This window comes from Myxococcus sp. CA040A (assembly GCF_013336725.1).
GTDB lineage: Bacteria > Myxococcota > Myxococcia > Myxococcales > Myxococcaceae > Myxococcus > Myxococcus llanfairpwllgwyngyllgogerychwyrndrobwllllantysiliogogogochensis.
Map to the genome: position 1 here is coordinate 871,910 of NZ_JABUMR010000004.1, position 19,201 is coordinate 891,110.

The window sequence follows — 19,201 nt, forward strand, 5'->3', positions numbered from 1 at the left end:
AACGCACATCCGGGCCCGCCAGCCAGGCGGGCGAGCGAAATCTCACGATTCTACGGAAGCAGGCCGCGCACGAACTGCACGTAGACGAACACCAGGGGGGCGTTGAAGAGCAAAGCGTCGATGCGGTCCAGCACCCCACCGTGCCCGGGGATGAGGAAACCCGAGTCCTTCACCCCGTACGCGCGCTTCAGCATGGACTCGCACAAGTCACCCACGGGACCCAACAGGCCGCCGGCGATGCCCAGCAGCACGCAGTCCCACACGGTGAACACGGGGAAGAAGAAGCCCCGGGCGATGAACATGCCGCCCACCGAGCCGAGCATGCCGCCGAAGAAGCCCTCCCACGTCTTGTTGGGGCTCACCTCGGGGTACAGCTTGTGGCGCCCCAGGAAGCGGCCGAAGAAGTACGCGGCGGTGTCGTTGGCCCACGTAATCGTCAGCGCGCAGATGACCCACGCCAGCCCATGGTCCGGCAGCAGCCGCAGCGCGGACAGGGCGGTGAGGCCCACGGCGCCGTACAGGAAGCCGTTGACCAGGTGCGCCGTGCGCGTGGGGGCCTCCGCGAGCGGGCCCTTGAACAGGTGGAATATCCACGCGAAGAACGAGAAGACGACGGTGAGCCAGAAGGCCGTCTCTCCCGTGCGCGCCGCGTCCTTGAGCGGCAGGAACGGCATCACCGCGGCGAAGGCCATGCCCACCCAGGCGGCCGCGTTCAGCCGCTTCTGGACGATGAGATAGTACTCCCCCACGCACGCGGCGGCGGCGAGGCCCAACAGGCCCGCGCTCCACACGCCGCCGAGGAAGAGCAGCAACACCACGAGCGGCAGGAGCGTCAGCGCCGTCACGATGCGCACGACGAGGTTCTTGTTCTTGTCGTTCACGCCTTGGCCCGCTGGGGGGTGTCCTCCCGCTTGACTTGGGCGGAAGTGAGACCGAAGCGCCGCTCTCGCTGCTGGTACTGAGACACGCAGCGGAGAAACTCATCGGTGCGGAAGTCCGGCCAGAGGGCGTCGGTGAAGCACAGTTCCGCGTACGCCATCTGCCAGAGCAGGAAGTTGGACACGCGCTGCTCGCCGCTGGTGCGCACCACCAGGTCCAGCGGGGGCAGCCCGTTCGTCCACAGGAAGGACTCGAAGTCGGCCTCTTCCACCCGGCCCGCCAACAGCTCGCCCCGGGAGATGGCCTCCGCCATCCGACTGGCGGCGTGGAGGATTTCCTCCCGGCCGCCGTAGGACAGCGCCAGCGACAGCACCATGCCGGTGTTGTGCGCCGAGTCGGCGATGAGCCGGTCCAACGGCTCCCGCACGAAGCGGGGCAGGCGCCCCACGTCACCCACCGCGTTCAGGCGGATGCCGTTGTCGAGGATTTCGGCCCGCTCGCGCTCCAGGTAGTCGCGCAAGAGGTCCATCAGCCCGGCGACCTCCTCCGCGGGGCGGGCCCAGTTCTGTGAGGAAAAGGCGTAGAGGGTCAGGGCCTGGATGCCCACGCGGCGGGCGGTGCGGGTCACCTCCCGCACACTGGAGCTCCCTTCGCGGTGGCCCTCAAGTCGGTCCAGACCCCGCGACTCCGCCCACCGACCGTTGCCATCCATGATGATGCCCACGTGGCGCGGCACGGGCCGGGCCTTGACCTGATTTTCGAGGGCGGAAACCACTAGGGGGCGTTCCATTCGAGCCGCGCACCCTACCGGCGCAGAGGGGCCACGTCCACGAGCGCGTGGCCCAACCGTCGCCCGAGGCCCCTGGTCGGTCGCCCGCTCGGTGCGAGCGGCCCAGGACTCCCAGACCATGTAGGCCCGGGTGGGCCCGGCCCGGGTGCGGGCGGAAGGACGGATTCAGTCGACGGGCCAGTTGGGGCGGGCAATCTCGATGGGGCTGTTGTGCCAGGACGCGTAGGCGGTGGCGTCGGCGACGCGGTAGGGCGTGCGGTAGGTGCGCTCGAAGTACTCGTCCCAGTGGGGCTGGGAGCCGTCCAGGTCGGTGAAGCCGTACTCGCGGGCCAGGGCCCAGGAGCTGTGGACGGTGCCGGCCTTGGTGGCGACGTTCGGGTCCGCGGCGAGCGCGGCGACGGCGCGGCCGACGTAGGACGGTGACTCGGAGGCGATGAAGTCCGGCTCCACTTTCGCGCCGTCGCGCCAGTTGGCCTCGGTGACGCCGAAGCCCTCCAGCATCTCCTCGGAGCGCAGGAAGCCGGGCGTCACGGCGAGCGCGGTGACGCGGGTGCGACGCAAATCTCGCGACATGGCGAACGCGAGCCGGATGACGCTCATCTTCGCGACGTCGTAGATGACGCTGCCTCGGTAGCCGAAGTGGTCGCCGTCGGTGATTTCGACGACGAGGCCCCGCTCCTGCCCGAGCATGAGCGGAACAGCGTGGCGGCTGGTGAGGATGTGGGTGAGCACGGCGCGCTCCAACACGGTGCGCGCGTGCTCGGGAGATTGCTTCCAGAAGGGAACGCCGAGCTCGGAGATGGCGTCGCAGCCCCAGATGTCATTCACCAGGATGTCGAGCCGCCCCTGCTCCTTCTGGATGCGCGCGCAGAGGGCGGCGACCTCCTCCGTGACGGTGTGGTCGCATCGGACGGCGATGCCGTGGCCCCCCAGCGCGGTGACCTGCTCCGCGGTCTCCTCGAGGACCTCCGGGCGCTTGGAGCCAGAGGCGGGACGGCCGCGCACGCTGCGGCCCGTGCAGTACACGGTGGCGCCGGCCTCGCCGAGCCGGGTCGCGATGCCCCTGCCCGCGCCCCGCGTGGCTCCCGCGACCAGGGCGATGCGTCCTTCGAGTGGCTTCTTCATGGTGTCTCTCCTCGGACCGGCGGAGGTGGGGTGCGGATGGCCGGTGATGGGAACACCTTACGGAGGCAATCATGACATCCCCTGTCATGATGGCCCGCGTACAGTGCGCGGTGGGATTTCCGACATGCGTGCCGACCGACTCGTCAGCCTGATGATGTTGTTGCAGACCCGTCCGAAGCGGACGGCGGGAGAGCTCGCGCGCGAACTCCAGGTCTCCGAGCGCACCATCCACCGGGACCTCGACGCGCTGTCTGCTTCGGGCGTGCCGGTGTACGCGACGCGCGGGTCCGCGGGAGGCGTCGCGCTGCTCGATGGGTGGAAGACGCAGCTCACGGGGCTGACGCGCACGGAGCTGCAAGCGCTGGCGGCGATGAGCGCCACACCGGGGGGACTGAGCGACCTGGGCCTGTCCGCGCCCCTGAGCAGCGGGTTGGTGAAGCTGGCGGCGGCGCTGCCCGTGTTGCAGCAGCCCGCGATGGAGTACGCACGGCAGCGGCTGCACGTGGATGCCTCCGGCTGGTTCACGGAGCGGGAGTCGGTGCCCCACCTGGAGGTGCTGCGCGAGGCGGCGTGGCAGAACCGGAAGGTTTCGCTGACGTACCGGGACTTCGATGGGAAGCAGAGCCGGCGCACGGTGGACCCGTATGCGCTCGTGCTCAAGGCGGACCGCTGGTACCTGGTCGCCGGGACGGAGAAGGGCCCGCGTGTGTACCGGGGCTCGCGCATCGAAGGTGTCCGGCAGCGGGGAGAGTCCTTCGAGCGGCCCGCGCGCTTCGATTTGCCCTCGTTCTGGCGGGAGTGGTGCGCGCGCTTCGCGGAAAAGGGAGCGCGGTACGAGGTGACGCTGCGGCTGACGGCGGACGCGGAGGCGACCTTGCGCCGGATTCGTCCGTCCACGGAGGCGCCACGATTCGACTCAGGGCAGGTGGCGGACGGCCGAAAGACTGTCGTCGTGGACTTCGAGCGGGAGGCCATCGCGCTGGGCCAGCTCTGTGAGGTGGGCGGTGGCTTCGAGGTGGTGGAGCCCGCGTCACTGCGAACCCGAATGATTGCCCTGGCGACAGGGCTTCTCGCGGCGCATCCGGACACATCGACAGACGCGCCTGCAATACCCCGCCCGCGGCCTTCGTAAGGCCTTGCGTCGACCCGGCCCTCTCGCCGGAAGTCATGCTAGCGTGGCCATGCATGGATAAGTCCGCATTCCAGAGATTCATCAGGGTCCTCCCACCATTGATGAGCCTCACCCTGGCCCTCGCGGGAGCGGCCTCGGCGCAGCCGGTCGTCTCGCGGGCGACGCGGATTGCGACAGCGCCTGATGCCTTTCAGGAGCGCCTGCGTGACGCGGCACGACTGTACGAGGAACTGGAGTACGAACAGGCATTGCTCGCGCTCTCGGATGCCAAGGCCCTGGCGAGGACCGAGGATGAGCGAGCCGACGCGTTGCTCTATGAAGGTCTGGTGCTGGCGGACCTCGGCCAGCGACAGAAGTCCCTCGTCGCCTTCCGGCAGGGATTGACGCTGCGTCCCCTGGCGTCGCTTCCCGTGAAGGTGTCCCCCAAGGTGCAACGGGACTTCGAGAACGTGCGCCGGGAAGTGTCGCGGGACCTTGCGCGGAATGCGCCCCCGAACGCGGGCAGCACCGGTGCCACCGCCATGCCGGAGCCGAAGGTGCCCCACTCGGACAACCTGGAGCGTCCCATCCAGGAAGTCCCCGAGGTCGCGCTGGTTCCAGTCCACCCGGAGGAGGAGGCCGCGGAGTTGCGAATGGCGCCTCCGAACGGAGCGCTGTCCAGGCTCCGTCCCATCTCGATGGTCCTCGCGGGGGCCGGGCTCGCGGCGGGCGGAGTCGGGAGCTACTTCGGACTTCGCTCCCGGGGGAACATCCAGAATGCCCGCGAGGCCACGCAGGTCGACGCACAGCGAGGGCATCTGGACTCGGCCCGGGGACAGGCACTCGCCGCGAATGTCCTGTTCGGCGTCGCGGTCACCTCGGTCGCGGGGGCGGTCATCACCTACTTCACCGGCTCCGAGCCCGAGAACGAGGAGGTGCATCCATGATGCGCCCTGCCCTCTTGTGCCTGCTGTTCGCCACGGCCTGCACAGTGCCAGACCTGGATGAGCTGTATCCGGACTGCGACGGCCATCTTGACCTCGAGACCGCTTTCGACGGTCAACCGGCCAATGCGGTGCTCGGCGGTGGCACCGCATGTCGAAGCATCCACCTCACGGTAGCCCTCGTGGAATTCAGCCCTCGCTGCGTGCTCGTCCGTGCCCGGGACGCGGGCAGCGGGAAGGAGGTCTCACAAACCTTCAGGGACGTCCTGATCGGCGCAGGGCCCGGCTTCAATCTTCGAGTCGTCGTCTCTCCACCCAAAGGTTGGGGACCCACCGTGGAAGTGGAGGCAAGAGCCTTCGAGCAGAGCTGCGAGGGAGTCGCGGTGGGGATCAACCTCGCGAGCGTCACGGTGGCCAACAACAGGGGGGTCCCCGCCACGCTCCGCATCGAGGCCCAGGACGCGGATCGGGATGGCTATGTCAGTCGCGTCAACGGCGGAACGGATTGCCAGGATGACCAGAGTGACATCAACCCCGGCGCGGCGGAGCGGTGCAACGCGCAGGACGACAACTGCGACGGAATCAACGATGAGGCGCACTTCAACCTGGGAGGTCAGTGCACGCTCAGCGCGGGGTGCCAGGGTGTCTACCGCTGCGACGTGACGGACCAACGCCTCTCCTGCGACAGTCCCTCCGCGCGGTTGGCCTACCTGGACCAGGACCGAGATGGACATGGACAGAAGGGAGTCACCCCGACGACCTTCTGTGACGTGGTGCCAGCCGGCTACGTCACCGCCCCCCCGGATGACTGTGATGACACGAACGCCAGCATCTATCCGGGCGCTCTGGAGCGCTGCGACGGAGTCGACAACGACTGCGATGCAATCCTCGACGAGGGTTTCCCCGGGCTCGGCTCGACGTGCACGGATTCTGCGACGCAGTGCACGGGACAACTCCAATGCGACACAAGTGGCACCACTCTCGTCTGCGGGGCCACGCAGTCCGTCCCGGCCTGGTACCTGGACGAGGATGGCGACGGCTCTGGCCAGACCTCCGGAGCCATCCGCTCCTGCGTGCACCCCGCGGGCGACTACGTCAGCAACACCGGCGACTGCGACGATGGGAACCCCCTCACCCATCCTGGCGCGCCGGAGCTGTGTGACGACCTGGACAACGACTGCGACGGTCAGAAGGAAGGCCCGACCCAGTGCCCGGGAGGACTCACTCCCACCTGGGCCGGGCAGACGGTGGCCTCCACCAGCCAGACATGGATCTCCGCCTCCTCCTGGACTCGCGGCGGGGTCTGGGTGGGCGGCGACGAGAACTTTCGAGCAAGGCTGACCCCCGGGCAGGTGACGTTCACGGTCCTCTCCGACTTTGGCTGCGGCATGACGGACGCCGCGTGGACCAGCGTCTGGGCGGACCCGACCACCGGTCGCGCGTGGCTCGGCTCCGTCGACGGGAGGAAGGCCCGCCAGGACTCCTCGGCGTCGAATTGCGTCCAGGTCCAGAACGACAACCTGTGGGTCCACGGCCTGGTGGGAGTGCGGAACAACAACGTGCTCACGCTCTATGGAGCGACCGACAGCCTGGCCTCGGACGAGGGCGCGGCCTTCACCTGGAACGGCACCGGAACACCGACCTACAACCCCATCAACAACAACTTTCACTATGTCTACGACGTGCATGGAGCGACGGCGGACACCGTCTTCATCGTGGGAGGCCCCGCGACGGACGCGCGTATCTATCGCTACAACCGAAGTTCCGGCGAGTGGGATACCGAGGCCGTCGAGGACGTCGCACCCGACCTCGACACGCTCCGGGGTGTCTGGGTGGCGAACGCCAGGCTGGCCTTCGCGGTGGGAGACACAGGCACCGTCCTGCGGTGGCACCTGGGTCAGTGGACCCGGCTGTCCTTTCCCACCACGCACGACCTGACCTCGGTCATCGCCTTTGGCGCGGGGTCCGCCTATGCGACCTGCAAGAGCGGACACGTCTACCGTTACAATGGGCAGACCTGGCAGCAGGTCCATTCCACGGGAGGCATCCGCCTCAATGACATCACGGGCACCGGCCCCGACGACCTCTGGGTCGTGGGCACCAGTGGCCGCATCCTCCACTGGCCCGCATGGCCTTGAGTGCGGCCCCGGGTTGTGAATGAGCCCGGGCGCTCGGCGCGGACTGGTCAGTAGGAGACAGGCACGAGAACGCCCGCGGCCACCACCGTGAGCACGAACAGGAGCGGCGTGGACACGATGATCCACAGCTTGTGATTCTCCAGCTTGTGCCCGAAGAACAGCCAGAGCAGCCCGGAGGCGGGAATCATCGAGGCCGCGGGGAAGGCAAACACCCCCCACTCCGGGCCGCCACTGACGCCGCGACTTTCAAGCTCGATCGCGCGGAGGAAGAACACGAGCAGCAAAGCCCCGCTGCCGCCAACCAGCCCGTAAAGCCATTTCTCTGCAAGGTGCATGGGCTCAAAGCCTACAATTTCATTCCGACACCGCGCATCCGCCCAGGCCACTTTCAGGCCACGGGCAAGACGCGCCTACTCCGTGTGGAAGTTGTGCTTGAAGATGTTCTTCTGCCTCGCCTTCACCTCGTATGTGAATGTCTCGTCCTTGCCCAGCGCGGTATTGATGAGCCGGATGGTGTGCTTGCCTTCGGGCAGCGAGATGGGGTCCACCGGCGTCTGCCCGAGGCTGTCTCCGTCCACCACGACCGTCGCATAGGGGCGGATGCGGAACTCCAATATGCCCGTGGCCACGACCTTCGCGCGCGGGCGCGGTGGCGGCGCGGCCTTCGCGACAGGTTTCACCTCGGGCAACACGGGTACTGGCGCGGCGGAAGTGCCGCCAGCAGCGGACACGACAGCCGGCGGCGCTTTCTCCACGGGCGTCGCGGTCACCCCCTTCGGTGACGGTACCGGCGCGGTGGGCGGAGGCTCCGCCTTCATCACCGCCACTTGCGGCGCCTGTCCCGCCGGCGGGGCATCCCCGCCCGCGACCCGCTCCTGCGCGGTGGAAGGCTTGGGCGGCTCCACCGTCGACGGACGCTTCGCCTCCGGCCTCTTCCCCAAGGGAAGAGGAGGAGGCACCACGACAATGGGTTGCTCGCCCCGAGTGGCCACCACCGCCACGCCGCCGAGCACGAGCACCGCTCCACCCACGAGCACGGCGAGGAGTCCCGTCGAGGCCTTGCTCGCCTTGGGGGCACGCACCTGCGCGCCCGTGGAGATGGCGTCCTCGTCCGCCCCGCCGCCATTCGTCGGGACGCGCTCCTCCGCATCCCGCTCGGACTCCCCCGACGGCCCCGCGGGCGCTGTCACCGCGGCGATGCCCGAAGCGTTCCAGCCCTCACCCGCGCTTCGAGCCTCGGAGGCCACCCCACCCTGCGCCGGCAGCATCGGACGGGAGGCCGGCTTGCGTCGCGCCCCCGCCGCCTTCGCCGCACGCTCCGGAGCGTCCGAGCCCTTGCCGCCCTCATTCGAGACGGGCTGCGGACGTCCCTCCGCAATCATCCCCCGCACCGACAGCGGCATGGGCGTCGTGGGAGACGTCGAGTCCACGGGCGGAGGCGGAGGCCCCTTCGCCTCTGGAGGCGCCGCCATGGACTTCGGCGTGCTCCCGGGCTTCGCGGGCGTCGCACCTCCCATCGCCGCGGGCGAGGCCACCACCGGCCCCGACATACCCTCCGCCACCAGCTTCGCCACGAACTGCGCGAGCTGGTACGCCCCCACGGACTCACCCGACGACAGCAGGTAGCGCTCCAGGTCCGCCTGGAGCGCGCGGCAGTCCGCGTAGCGGGTGTCCCGCTCCTTCGCGAGCGCCAGGTCCAGAATCTTCTGGAGCGCCACCGGCACATCCGGCCGGCGCTCCACCACGGGGATGAACGGCTCGAACAGGATGGCCTGCATCGTGCTCGCCTCGGTCGTCGCGTCGAAGGGACGCTTGCCCGTCAGGAGCTCGTACAGCACCACCCCCAGCGCGTACACGTCCACCCGCCGGTCCAGCGGCTTCGTCCGGAGCTGCTCCGGTGGCATGTACGCCACCTTCCCCTTCACCACGCCCGTCTGCGTGCGGTGCCCCTGCCCCGCGACTTTCGCCACGCCGAAGTCCACCACCTTCACCGCGCCCTGCCGCGACACCAGGATGTTGTCCGGACTCACGTCGCGGTGGATGAGCCCCAGGGGCTCTCCAGTCGCCGGATCACAGAAGTCGTGCGCGAAGGACAGGCCCTCCGCCGCGAGCGACACCAGCTTCGCGCACATCATCGGCGGCAGGGGCTGCTCCGCCGCGCGCTTCACCAGCCGCCGCAGCGTGGGCCCGTCGATGAACTCCATCGCCAGGAAGTAGCTGCCGTCCGCCTCGCCGAAGTCGAAAATCTGGACGATGTTCGGGTGCTCCAGCTGCGCGGCCAGCCGCGCCTCCCCCAGGAACATCTCCACGAACGCTGGGTCCTCCGCCAGGTGCGGGAGGATCCGCTTCAGGACGAGCGTCTTCTCGAAGCCCATGGGGCCCGCGGCCTTGGCGAGGAAGACCTCCGCCATGCCCCCCGAGGCAAGCTTCCGGACGAGTTGATACTTCCCGACTTGCATTTGATGAAGGGTTCTCCCAGGTTTCCCTGGAAAAGTGAAATGCCTGCCCGAGTGTTCTGCCCAGGACCGTGCAACCAGGCATCATCAAGTTTGACCGTGACGCGACGCCGTCCGTAGGATCCGCGCACGCATGCCCCCGAAGGTCATCGGTCCCTACCGCGTCCTGGAGACGCTCGGCAGCGGCGGGGCCGGCACCGTGTACCGGGCCCTGGACCGCCGCAGCAACGACGAAGTCGCGCTCAAGCTGCTGTCGGCCGGCCCCGCGCTGGACGAACGGGCGGCGCGACGACTCGCGCGCGAATTCGAGACGCTGGCGGACCTGTCCCATCCCAACGTGGTGAAGGTCTTCGAGGCGGGGGTCCATCAGGGCTGGCCCTACCTGGCCATGGAGCTGATTGAAGGGCTCACGCTGCGCCACTACCTGGACATCCGAGGGGACGACCTGCTGTCGCCCATCAGCGGCACCACGCCGCGCGGCCTGTTGACGGTGCGGCGCACCGCGGACGAGGACTTCGGCCCTGGCAGCGACAGCATCTCCAACGCCGACGCCGCGGGTGACGCCCGCCCCGCGGCGGAGGGGCTCTTCAGCATGGACGCCTTCAACGAGGAGCCTCCCAGCGAGGACCTGGACCCCTACGGCGCGGGGGAAGGCGAAGACGAGCTGGCCTCGGGCTCCGGCTCGGATGACTCGATGGAGGGCTTCGACCTGCCCCCGCCCGCGGCTCGCAAGCCGGTGGACGACGGCCGGGCGCCGCGCGAGGAGGACCTCAACCGTCCCGAGCGCATGGGGCGGCTGAAGGACACCATGCTCCAACTGTGCGAGGCGCTGGCCTACATCCACGGGCATGGGCTGGTGCACCGGGACTTGAAGCCGTCCAACGTCATGGTGGACGAGGACCGGCAGGTGCGGCTGATGGACTTCGGGCTGGCCAAGTTCCTCGCGGACGACGTGGCGATTACCGAGGCGGGCAAGCTGGTGGGCACGTACCGCTACATGGCGCCCGAGCAGATTCTCGGGGAGCCGTTGGATGGGCGCTCGGACCTGTACAGTCTGGGCGTCATCCTCTATGAGCTGCTCAGCGGGCGGCCCCCCTTCGATGCGAAGACGCCGCACGAGCTGTGGCGGCAGGTGCTGGAGACGGAGCCTCCGCCGGTGCTGGCGCTGAACCTTCATGGGGACCCGCAGTTCGCACGCGTGGCCCACCGCCTCATCCGCAAGGAGCCGGACGACCGGTTCCAGACGGCCGAGGAAGTCTACGAGGCTCTTTCCGAGTGAATCCCTCCAAGCTGCACACCTTCACCGTGGACGCCGACAAGGCGGGCCAGCGGGTGGACCTCTTCGTGGGCGAGGCGCTGGGCCTGTCGCGCGCGCGCCTCAAGCGACTCTTCGATGCGGGCGCGGTGAAGGTGAACCACCGGGCGGCGAAGAAGGGCCTCACGCTCACGGCCGGGCAGCAGATCTCCGTGGTGGTGGAGGAGGAGACGCGCGAGGCGGTGCCCGACGAGGAGTTCCCGCTCGTCGTGCTGCACGAGGACGCCGCGCTGGTGTTCGTGGACAAGCCCGCGGGCCGGCCCTCGCATCCGCTCCAGTCGGGAGAGACGGGCACGGTGGCCAACGCGCTGGTGGCGCGCTACCCCGAGTGCGCGCAGGCGTCGGTGGACCCGCGCGAAGGCGGGCTGTGCCACCGGTTGGACGTGGAGACGTCGGGCGTGGTGGTGGCCGCGCGCTCGCGCACGGCGTGGGATGCCGTCCGCGCGGCCTTCGGTGAGCGCGCGGTGGACAAGCGCTACCTCGCGCTGGTGACGGGGCCCCTGGTGGACGAGGGCGACATCGAGCTGCCGCTGCGCCATCACCCACGTCACCCGGACCGGGTGGAGCCCGCGCCACACGGCGCCGAGGACGCGCGCGAGGCGGTGTCGCGATTCCGCGTGCTGGCGCGCGTGGGCGAGTACAGCCTGGTGGAGGTGCGCATCCTCACGGGCGTGTTGCATCAGGTGCGCGCGCACATGGCGGGCATTGGCGCGCCCATCGTCGGCGACACGCTCTACGGCGGGCGCGAGGCGCCAGGGCTGGGGCGCTTCTTCCTCCATGCACGGGCGCTCGGGTTGGCGCATCCGGAGACGAAGAAGCCGATGCATGTAACGAGTCCCCTGCCCCCGGAGCTGCGCGCGGAGCTGGAGCGACTGGGCTTGCCCCTGCCTCGCGGCGAGCGCGAGGACGAGAGTCCGGCGAGCTGACGGGGCTGCTCACTTCCCCAGGGACTTGAGCATCGCCCGAGCCGCATTGGATGCGCCGCCCGTGGGCACCAGCAGGAGGTACTTCTTGAAGGCCTCCGCCGCCTGGTTGCTGTCTCCCAGGGATTGGTAGGCCATCCCCAACGACAACCAGGCGCGAGCATCGGCGCCATCCGCGCGAACGACGTGCTGGAGCAGGACCACGCCCTCGCGCAAGGACTTCTCCGACTCGAAGCCGCTCACCAGCAGGAGCCCCAGCTCCTTCCGGGCTTCATGCGAGCCGTCCTTGAGCACGAGGGCTTTGCGATAGCTGACCATCGCGGCCTTGGTACGACCTGCCTGCTCCGCGGACCGCCCTGCCTTCATCAGCGCGGCGAACTCGTCTTCGGGCGACAGCGCCTTGACGCCCGCGGCGGACACGACAGGAGGAGGACGCGGAGCGGATGTCGCGCTCCCTGGCTTCGGAGCATCAACGGGGATGGCGACCGCGACAGTCGGGGCCTTGTCCTCGCGAGCGGGTGCGACGGCCGCTGTGCCCGCGTCCCTCTCGGGCAGAGACGTCGGACTGGCGAACTCGGGGGTCTTCTCGGGAGACAACGGGACTGCCGGAACCTGGACCTCCGCCAGCTCGTCTGAAGGCACCGGGGCCCCTGTCGTGGGCGACGATGGGGCCGTGGAAGCCTGCTCCGCTTTCGGGGCGGGGGCCGACACCTTGGGGCTCGACTTCCCGCTGAGCGTCAACGTCACCACACCCAGCGCCGCCGAGAACAGGAGCGCGGCTCCAAGCCCCGCGCCCAGGCCTTGTCGATACGAGGTCCACCGGTGGGTGGAGACCTGCGTCACCACGGGAACCTCGTTCATCGTGGCGACAGTGCGAGTCTCCGCGGCGCGAGCCAGCTCCTCCCGAAAGGGCGTGGGCACCTGGGGCTCGCGTCCCTCTTCACGCAACTCCATGGTGAACAGCGTCTGGACGAGCCACGCCACCGACATGGGCGAGAACCGAGGCGTCGTCGCATAGAGAAACCCGGAGAGCGCTTCGGCGAAGGCGTGCGCGGACTCGAAGCGCTCCTCCTTCTTCACGGCCAGCGCCTTCTGGACGATGGCATCCAGCTCCACGGGCAGCTCCGGGCGCAGCGTCCTCGGTGACGGGAACCGCCCCTCCTGCAACTGGTGCATCACCACGTACTCGGGGCCCTGCAACGGCAGACGCCCGCACAGCATCTGGTAGAGCACCACACCGGCCGCCCACACATCCGTGCGTGCGTCGACGTCCTCGCCGCGCGCCTGCTCCGGCGAGAAGAAGAGGTACTTGCCCTTCACCACACCGGGCTCGGTCTTGAACCCTCGCAGTTCGCGCGCCTTGGCGATGCCGAAGTCGACGATCTTGACCTGCCCCTCGTAGCTGACCAGGACATTCTCCGGAGAGACGTCCCGATGGACGATGCCCAGGGGAACACCCCGGCTGTCCGCGCGCGTGTGCGCGTAATGCAGCCCTCGACAGACCTCCAGCGCGATGAAGACAGCCTGGGCCACCGGCACGGCGCTCAGGCCATGCTGGAGCGCGCGCTTGATGATGCGATGAAGCGGCGGCCCGTCCACCAGCTCCATCGCCAGGAAGTGCTCGCCCTCCGTCCGTCCGAAGTCGAAGACCTGGGCGATGTTGCCGTGGGACAGCGACGCGGAGATGCGAGCCTCGCTGATGAACATCTGGATGAAGCGCTCATCCTGCGCGTACTCCGGCAGCACCTTCTTGATGAGCACGGGCTTCGTCACGCCCGCCTCCCCCACCAGCCGCGCGCGCCACGCTTCCGCCATGCCGCCCTTGCCAAGCCTTGACACCAACGAATAGCGGCCAAAAGGCTTGGAAGGAACAGAATCCATGGGGCGAGCAATGTAGCCCCATGAATCGCATCAGCCCAGATCAACCCCTTCGCCGCATGTCTGGAGTCACACTTCTTCGGGCGGAAATCCATGGAGGCCCAAGGACAAGCGGACCGGTGCCACGCCAAGAGCGCACCGGCCCGTGGGATCATTCAGACCCTCCCCGGGTCAAGGTTCCTCGGGCTCCTCGGGTTGTTCGGTCGCCTCGCAGTCCTCGACGGGAGTGGGGCCGCCCGGGCCAAAAGGAACACGGACGCTCACCCCGCCATCACAGCGCTTCCCCCCTGCGTCAGTGATTCCCGCGTCGGCCACTCCCGCGTCGACACTCGCGTCAGCGATTCCCGCGTCGAGCACGCCGCCATCCCAACCCGCGTCAACTGGGCCTCCGTCGTATCCAGCATCCACGCCCGCGTCCGTGCCGGCATCCACGCCCGCGTCGGGAACCCGGCAGACCTCCGTGCGCTGGTAGAGCGCCTGACAATGAAAGCCCTCCGGGTCGCCCTCGTACGTCACCTCTGGCAATTCGGGGTCCGTTCCGTACCAGTGGCGGCTGCCGCGAGTGCGGAACTGACACAGCGTGCTGCCGCCGTCGGCACAGGGGCAATTCTCCGAGACCTGCCACCCCACGAACTCGAGCAGGTCATGGTTGTCCGCGAAGGCATACCGCTGCGGCGTGGAGAGCGTCACCAGGTCGCCTGGCTCCAGGGGGAGGAATGACTCGTGAGGCCCTGGATAGGGCGACTGGGGATGACTGGCGCAGGCCATCAACGGGGCGCCGTTGGGCCCTTCGGTGAGCGTGGTGGTGGTGCCTTCCAAATCGGTGCGCTCGATGGTGAAGCTCGCACAGAGCGGCGCCGTGAGGGGTGAGGTGCAGGAGTTCTCTCCGGAGCCTCGCGCCGCGACAACAATGGGAGCGATGCTGACGCCGAGCGCCACCACCCCCGTCGTGCCATCCACACACTTCTGCGCACCGGGCTTGAAATCCACCGCGCCTGTTCCTTGACGCTTCTTGGTCAGGTCCGTCAGGTCGGTGAAGGTGGTGCAGCCCAGCTTCCACGGCGTGGTGCAGCAGCACTCGAGCGCCTTGATGTGGTTGTCATAGAGCGTGTGGAACTCGGCCTTCGTGGCGGGAAGCACTTCCGGCATCCAGTGGCTCTTCGGCCACACGCCGTTCGCCGCGTTGCGTCCGGGGATGGCGGCCTTGTCGACGGACCTGGGGAACCAGTCCGCGCACGTGTTCTTGGTGCCGATGCGGTGACAGGTGGTGCACTCCTGATTGCCGACATTCCCATCACCGTCCTTCACTTGAGCGGTGGTGACCGTCTCCGGCTTGGGCCACCCACGCCCTGCGTTCGTGAGATAGGCCTCCTCGACGAGCTTGTACTTCCCCTTCTTGAATCCCGCGGGCAACCCATCCACGGTCGCCGCCACCTGGTCGATGTAGGGCGAGTGCATCCAGGGGTCACTGTCATGGCACTTGGAGCAGTGCAGGCTGGAGTTGTCCCGGAGCCGTTGAGGGCTGATGTAGAACGCCCTGGCCGCCGTGGCGGCGGCGCGCTCCGCCGCATCCGCGGAAGCGGGGTCCGCCATCGGATTGGGCACATTCTTGCCATTGAGGTCCGCGCCGCTGCCGCTCAAGGCCTGGAAGTAGCACGTCGCCCCCGAGGTCTTGTTGGCGACGACGATGGCGACATCCTGAAAGCTCTCCGACGTATCCAGCCCCGCCTTGTAGCGGCGGCAGATGACGCGCGCCTCGGTGTTCGGGTTGCTCGTCTTGAGCTTCAAGAGGCGTGCATTGTCGACGCAGTACTTGCCGCCAAGGTCCAGCCACACCGGCTTGTCACAGGTCATGCCGTCGGGCGTGTTGGTGGTGTGCAGCAGCGTCCCGTCCCGGCAGTTGAACGTGGCGTCCGTCAGCCGCCCCAGCTCCGCGCGACACGATGCGGCGTACTCGGTGATGTTGCTGCCGTCCACCAACCCCTGCCCCTGTCGCGCCAGGACGACACCGTCGAGCGGCTCGGGAGGCTCGTCAGCCTCTCCTCCCGTGCAGCCCAGGAACAAGGTGGAGACGACGAGCAATACTCCGGCGACGGCAGACTCGGCTGCACGACACGTTCGCATGGGGACTCCCAGGGGTGGGAGTCGAATCCAAACAGAAAGTCGGAGCGCGCCGCGCCCACCGGGCCTCGCATCTCGTGGGAACTGTCATCGAGAGGACCCGCCGCTTCTCTCCGGCCCGGCGCTGCTCGCCCATCACCTTCGCGATGACGCGCTTGCGACACGGGCGCATCCCGCCCGAGCCGTATCTTGCCCGGGTGGCCTGGACGAAAGACGGCTGGCTCGCCGCCCGTCGTCATCCTCACGCGGACCGCGAGCTGATTCAGGTCATCGCGAACTGCCTCATCGGGTTCCATGCGGAGGAGGACGCCAACGACAGTGGCGTGCTCCGCCCCACGGGCTGAAGAGAGGCGAGCCCCTCAGTAGCAACTCCAGATGAGTTCTTCCGAGCAGGTACAGCCACCCAACTGCCCGTTGTCGTGGTAGCAGACGACCTCGCTGGAGGCCCCCGAGCACAGAAAGCTTTCATACGACGCGCATGGCGGCAGCAGGTGAGCGGGCTTCTCGGACACCGTCGCTTCGGCCCCGAGCGCCGGGGGACAAGCCGCGCGACACCACGTGAGGGATTGGGCACACAGCGCCTTGCCCGGGCCGCTTCCGGCGTTCTCCCGCATGCAGGCAAGGTACTCGGACTGACAGGCCTGCTGGCACGTCACGGCCTGCTCCGACACCGTCTGCTCGAAAGGCTCCTGTTCCGCGCCACCACAGCCCACCAGCACGCACAGGGCCCACAGTCCTCCGACAAGGATGCTCGGCTTCATCGACAATCTCCTGGCTTGAGGTCGATACGGCGCGTGAATCCTACCACTTCGGCCGGCGTGTGCTGGCATGGGCTGTCGAAAGCGCGGGCAGTGGCGGAAGTGACGGCGCGCTACTGGCTGAAGAAGCCGCGGGTCTACAACAACGGCGCTTCCTTTACGGCCATGTTCGACAAGAGCGGCACCTGACCTTGAGGCGGGCGCGGAGCACTCGGGACACCGGGAGATGAAGTCCGACGGCCCGCGGAGCAGCGCCTCCGCGGGACTCGAGTCATCTCAGTAGGCGTAATAAACAGGCGCCGTGGTGCTGGTGAAGACGTTGTAATCCGTGGCCACGTAGTTGCCGCCACTCCCCGTCTCGCCGGGGAGCGGGCCCGTCTTCGTGCCGTAGACGACCAGCGTTGTGCCAGCGTCCGTCTGGTCCAGGTTGCAGACGGGGACGTTTCCGGCGCCGAAGTTCACCACGATGTTCGTGTCACGCAGCTTCGTGAGCGTGGCCGCGTCGATGTGATTGACCTTGCACTGGGTTTTGGCACTGCCGCTCGGGGACTGCTTGTACGAGAAGGCCGTGGTCAGGCCCACGCTGGTGCCGAGCGCAGCGATGTGTGGAGTGTTGTAGGAGCGGCCCAACTCCACTCTGGCCGCGGGATACGGACACGTCCCCGAGGCATTGCGCGTCAGGGGGATGGCATGGCGCGGAGGAAGCTCCACGGGAATCACGGCCGAGGAGAGGGTGAACAAACAGCCGCCGAAGGAGCTGGTGGTCAGCGCGGCCTGCTGCGCGTCCAGCGTCTCCTGGGAGCCTCTCCCCTTCGGGAAGTCCCCCACAGGCGACAAGGGACACCTCGGCACACGCAAAGGCAATCTGCTTGAAAACAGTCATGAGGTGAGAGACTCCGATGAGAGGAGGACGAGGACTCTATCGCCGCCCCTCAACGACTCACAGCGCGGACCGCCCTCGCGGAATGCAACGCACCGGCGTCATGATTCGCCAGCATCGGCTCTCATCTCCCAGGCACCGAGAACCAACAGGTGTCTCGCTTTACCACTCCCAGAGCGTTCGCAAGGCGCTGGTCGATTGACGCGCCATGCCTGGGTTTGCACCGGACAGGCGCCTCGCAAGCATGCACCTGACGCCCGAAGTCGCGCCTCGTAGAGACCTCCACCTCCGCGCTCATCGGCCTGCGTCCAAGCCTCGCCGACCCCGGTGTCCGCCTCACCCACGATGCCCGGACGACACCGTCCGTGAGCGCTGCCCACCTCCAACTCGCACGGTGGGGCTTGACCCGAGGCCCGTATTCACGGTACTGATCTTGATATTGATACTGATTATCAAAATCAACTGAGCTCGGCAGCATCGAGCCGGATACGGAGGGACGAGACGTGGCACGTGATCTGGGACCGAGGGGCAAGATGTGCCGGCGACTGGGGATTCCGCTCTCGCGAATCACCGCGAAGGACCCGGACAAGGACCCGGTGCTGCGGCGTCCCTATCCGCCCGGGCAGCACGGCGCCACGGCGCGCATGGGCAACAGCGACTTCTCCCGGCGGCTGCGGGAGAAGCAGAAGCTGAAGCTGTACTACGGCCTGCTGGAGAAGCAGTGCCGCCGCGCGTTCATGGAAGCGCGTCGCTCGCCGGGCAACACGGGCACGGTGTTGTTGCAGTTGCTGGAGAGCCGCCTGGACGCGCTGGTGTTGCGCGCGGGGCTGGCCACGAGCATCCGACAGGCGCGCCAGTTCGTCCGCCACGGGTACTTCCAGGTGAATGGCGCCGCCACGGACATCCCCAGCTTCCGCGTCAAGCCGGGCAGCGAGATTCGTTACCTCTCCGCCCACCTGAAGCTGCTCATCGTCCGCGAGTCCTTCGAGCGGATGAAGGGGCGCTCCGTACCGCCGTACGTGCAGGTGCTCGGTGACGGAGAGGGCCTGCGCTTCGTGCGCACCCCGGAGCGGGAGGAGATTCCCGTCGACGTGAACGAGCCGTTCATCGTCGAGTACTACGCGCAGCGCAGCTGACGCGGCGGGCACTCGGAATCACCGCGAATGGGTCTGCCTCCAGGGCCTCCCATTCGCGCCCGAGGCCCCCCGTTCGACGGACTCCCAGGCGCGTCACACCGAGGCGCCTGGGTGCTCAGGGCAGCAGCGCCGCCTTCAACTCCGCCATGGAATGGAACAGGTGCGCGGGAGCATGGCGCGCCAGTGCGTCCGCCAGCGTGTAGCCCCATCCCACGGCGGCGGCGGGGATGCGCGCCTCTCGCGCCGCCTCGATATCGCGAATCTCGTCGCCCACCGACAGGGCCTCGGCCGTCGTCACCCCGGCACGCTTGAGCATGCGTCGGAACTTCGCGGCCTTTCCGAAGATGGCGGCGCCACAGTCGAAGTGCGTCACCGAGTCGACGACGGGGCCCAGCACCGAGCGCACGGACACCTCGCTGTCCGAGCTGATGATGGCCACCGTCACCCCGGCGTCCTTCAGCTCCGCGAGCAACTCCGGCACGCCCGGGAACAAGGGCGTGGAGGCGGCGGCGGACAACTTCTGCTTGCGCATGTAGCTGACGATGGCGGGCAGCCGCCACATGGGCACCTTCGTGTGCGCCATGATTTCGCGTCCGGACATGCCTCGCATCGCCTCGAACTCCGTCGGCGTCAGCCGTGAGAAGCCGAAGCGGTCGGCCATGTCGTTGAAGACGGAACGGAACCACGGCAGGGAGTCCGCCAGGGTGCCGTCGAAGTCGAAGATGACCAGGCGATAGGGAGACATGA

Annotated in this window: 18 protein-coding genes; 8 read left to right on the forward strand and 10 right to left on the reverse strand. The window is 68.1% G+C overall.

Annotated elements, in window-relative coordinates; translation table 11 throughout:
* Positions 1 to 50 precede the first annotated feature (50 nt).
* From HUA75_RS20600 to HUA75_RS20610, 3 genes are all read right to left on the reverse strand, one after another.
* A complete protein-coding gene (locus tag HUA75_RS20600; RefSeq protein ID WP_174454882.1) occupies positions 51 to 881 on the reverse strand; it encodes a phosphatidate cytidylyltransferase in 831 nt (276 codons plus the stop codon).
* Positions 878 to 1,669, reverse strand: coding sequence for a polyprenyl diphosphate synthase (gene uppS / locus HUA75_RS20605; RefSeq protein WP_141644889.1), 792 nt, complete (start codon positions 1,667 to 1,669; stop codon positions 878 to 880). The genes HUA75_RS20600 and uppS overlap by 4 nt, the downstream gene beginning before the upstream one ends.
* Before the next feature lie 165 nt (positions 1,670 to 1,834).
* Complete coding sequence (locus HUA75_RS20610) at positions 1,835 to 2,794, reverse strand: SDR family oxidoreductase (RefSeq protein WP_174487355.1); 960 nt, start codon at positions 2,792 to 2,794, stop codon at positions 1,835 to 1,837.
* 124 nt (positions 2,795 to 2,918) lie between these two features.
* On the opposite strand from HUA75_RS20610, the gene HUA75_RS20615 reads away from it, so the two are divergent.
* The 3 genes from HUA75_RS20615 (at position 2,919) to HUA75_RS20625 (ending at position 6,987) form a co-directional block, all read left to right on the forward strand.
* Positions 2,919 to 3,926: a YafY family protein gene (locus HUA75_RS20615; RefSeq protein WP_141644887.1), complete on the forward strand. Its 1,008-nt coding sequence runs from the start codon at positions 2,919 to 2,921 to the stop codon at positions 3,924 to 3,926.
* A 101-nt stretch (positions 3,927 to 4,027) separates the two neighbouring features.
* Positions 4,028 to 4,852 (forward strand): tetratricopeptide repeat protein, encoded by an 825-nt coding sequence (locus HUA75_RS20620; RefSeq protein ID WP_254627649.1) that lies wholly within the window; start codon positions 4,028 to 4,030, stop codon positions 4,850 to 4,852.
* Positions 4,849 to 6,987: a putative metal-binding motif-containing protein gene (locus HUA75_RS20625; protein WP_174487357.1), complete on the forward strand. Its 2,139-nt coding sequence runs from the start codon at positions 4,849 to 4,851 to the stop codon at positions 6,985 to 6,987. Before HUA75_RS20620 ends, HUA75_RS20625 begins: the two co-directional genes overlap by 4 nt.
* 47 nt (positions 6,988 to 7,034) lie before the next feature.
* On the opposite strand, the gene HUA75_RS20630 is transcribed toward HUA75_RS20625, so the two are convergent.
* Both HUA75_RS20630 and HUA75_RS20635 read right to left on the reverse strand, forming a co-directional pair.
* The gene (locus tag HUA75_RS20630) at positions 7,035 to 7,322 is read right to left on the reverse strand and encodes a hypothetical protein (protein WP_141644884.1); all 288 of its coding nucleotides are present in this window, start codon (positions 7,320 to 7,322) and stop codon (positions 7,035 to 7,037) included.
* Between the two features lie 75 nt (positions 7,323 to 7,397).
* Complete coding sequence (locus tag HUA75_RS20635) at positions 7,398 to 9,446, reverse strand: serine/threonine-protein kinase (RefSeq protein ID WP_141644883.1); 2,049 nt, start codon at positions 9,444 to 9,446, stop codon at positions 7,398 to 7,400.
* 130 nt (positions 9,447 to 9,576) lie between these two features.
* On the opposite strand from HUA75_RS20635, the gene HUA75_RS20640 reads away from it, so the two are divergent.
* Together HUA75_RS20640 and HUA75_RS20645 are read left to right on the forward strand one after the other, a co-directional pair.
* Positions 9,577 to 10,722 (forward strand): serine/threonine-protein kinase, encoded by a 1,146-nt coding sequence (locus HUA75_RS20640; protein ID WP_174487358.1) that lies wholly within the window; start codon positions 9,577 to 9,579, stop codon positions 10,720 to 10,722.
* A complete protein-coding gene (locus tag HUA75_RS20645) occupies positions 10,719 to 11,684 on the forward strand; it encodes an RluA family pseudouridine synthase (protein WP_174457125.1) in 966 nt (321 codons plus the stop codon). Before HUA75_RS20640 ends, HUA75_RS20645 begins: the two co-directional genes overlap by 4 nt.
* Positions 11,685 to 11,693: 9 nt before the next feature.
* Here the strand turns inward: HUA75_RS20645 and HUA75_RS20650 are convergent, their stop codons facing one another.
* A complete protein-coding gene (locus HUA75_RS20650; RefSeq protein WP_174487359.1) occupies positions 11,694 to 13,562 on the reverse strand; it encodes a protein kinase in 1,869 nt (622 codons plus the stop codon).
* A gap of 168 nt (positions 13,563 to 13,730) precedes the next feature.
* Positions 13,731 to 15,683 carry a hypothetical protein gene (locus HUA75_RS20655; protein WP_174487054.1) on the reverse strand — a complete coding sequence of 651 codons (1,953 nt, stop codon included), beginning with the start codon at positions 15,681 to 15,683 and terminating at the stop codon, positions 13,731 to 13,733.
* 74 nt (positions 15,684 to 15,757) lie between these two features.
* On the opposite strand from HUA75_RS20655, the gene HUA75_RS20660 reads away from it, so the two are divergent.
* Complete coding sequence (locus HUA75_RS20660) at positions 15,758 to 16,024, forward strand: hypothetical protein (RefSeq protein ID WP_174487360.1); 267 nt, start codon at positions 15,758 to 15,760, stop codon at positions 16,022 to 16,024.
* Between the two features lie 15 nt (positions 16,025 to 16,039).
* Here the strand turns inward: HUA75_RS20660 and HUA75_RS20665 are convergent, their stop codons facing one another.
* Positions 16,040 to 16,441, reverse strand: coding sequence for a hypothetical protein (locus HUA75_RS20665; protein WP_141644876.1), 402 nt, complete (start codon positions 16,439 to 16,441; stop codon positions 16,040 to 16,042).
* A 33-nt stretch (positions 16,442 to 16,474) separates the two neighbouring features.
* Between HUA75_RS20665 and HUA75_RS20670 the strand changes: the two genes are divergently transcribed.
* Positions 16,475 to 16,627 (forward strand): hypothetical protein, encoded by a 153-nt coding sequence (locus HUA75_RS20670; protein WP_174487361.1) that lies wholly within the window; start codon positions 16,475 to 16,477, stop codon positions 16,625 to 16,627.
* 87 nt (positions 16,628 to 16,714) lie between these two features.
* On the opposite strand, the gene HUA75_RS20675 is transcribed toward HUA75_RS20670, so the two are convergent.
* The gene (locus HUA75_RS20675; RefSeq protein ID WP_254627651.1) at positions 16,715 to 17,275 is read right to left on the reverse strand and encodes a hypothetical protein; all 561 of its coding nucleotides are present in this window, start codon (positions 17,273 to 17,275) and stop codon (positions 16,715 to 16,717) included.
* A gap of 546 nt (positions 17,276 to 17,821) precedes the next feature.
* Here HUA75_RS20675 and rpsD point away from each other — a divergent pair.
* The gene (gene rpsD / locus HUA75_RS20680; protein WP_174487363.1) at positions 17,822 to 18,454 is read left to right on the forward strand and encodes a 30S ribosomal protein S4; all 633 of its coding nucleotides are present in this window, start codon (positions 17,822 to 17,824) and stop codon (positions 18,452 to 18,454) included.
* Positions 18,455 to 18,569: 115 nt separating this feature from the next.
* On the opposite strand, the gene HUA75_RS20685 is transcribed toward rpsD, so the two are convergent.
* Positions 18,570 to 19,199 (reverse strand): HAD-IA family hydrolase, encoded by a 630-nt coding sequence (locus tag HUA75_RS20685; RefSeq protein WP_174487364.1) that lies wholly within the window; start codon positions 19,197 to 19,199, stop codon positions 18,570 to 18,572.
* Positions 19,200 to 19,201: the final 2 nt, after the last annotated feature.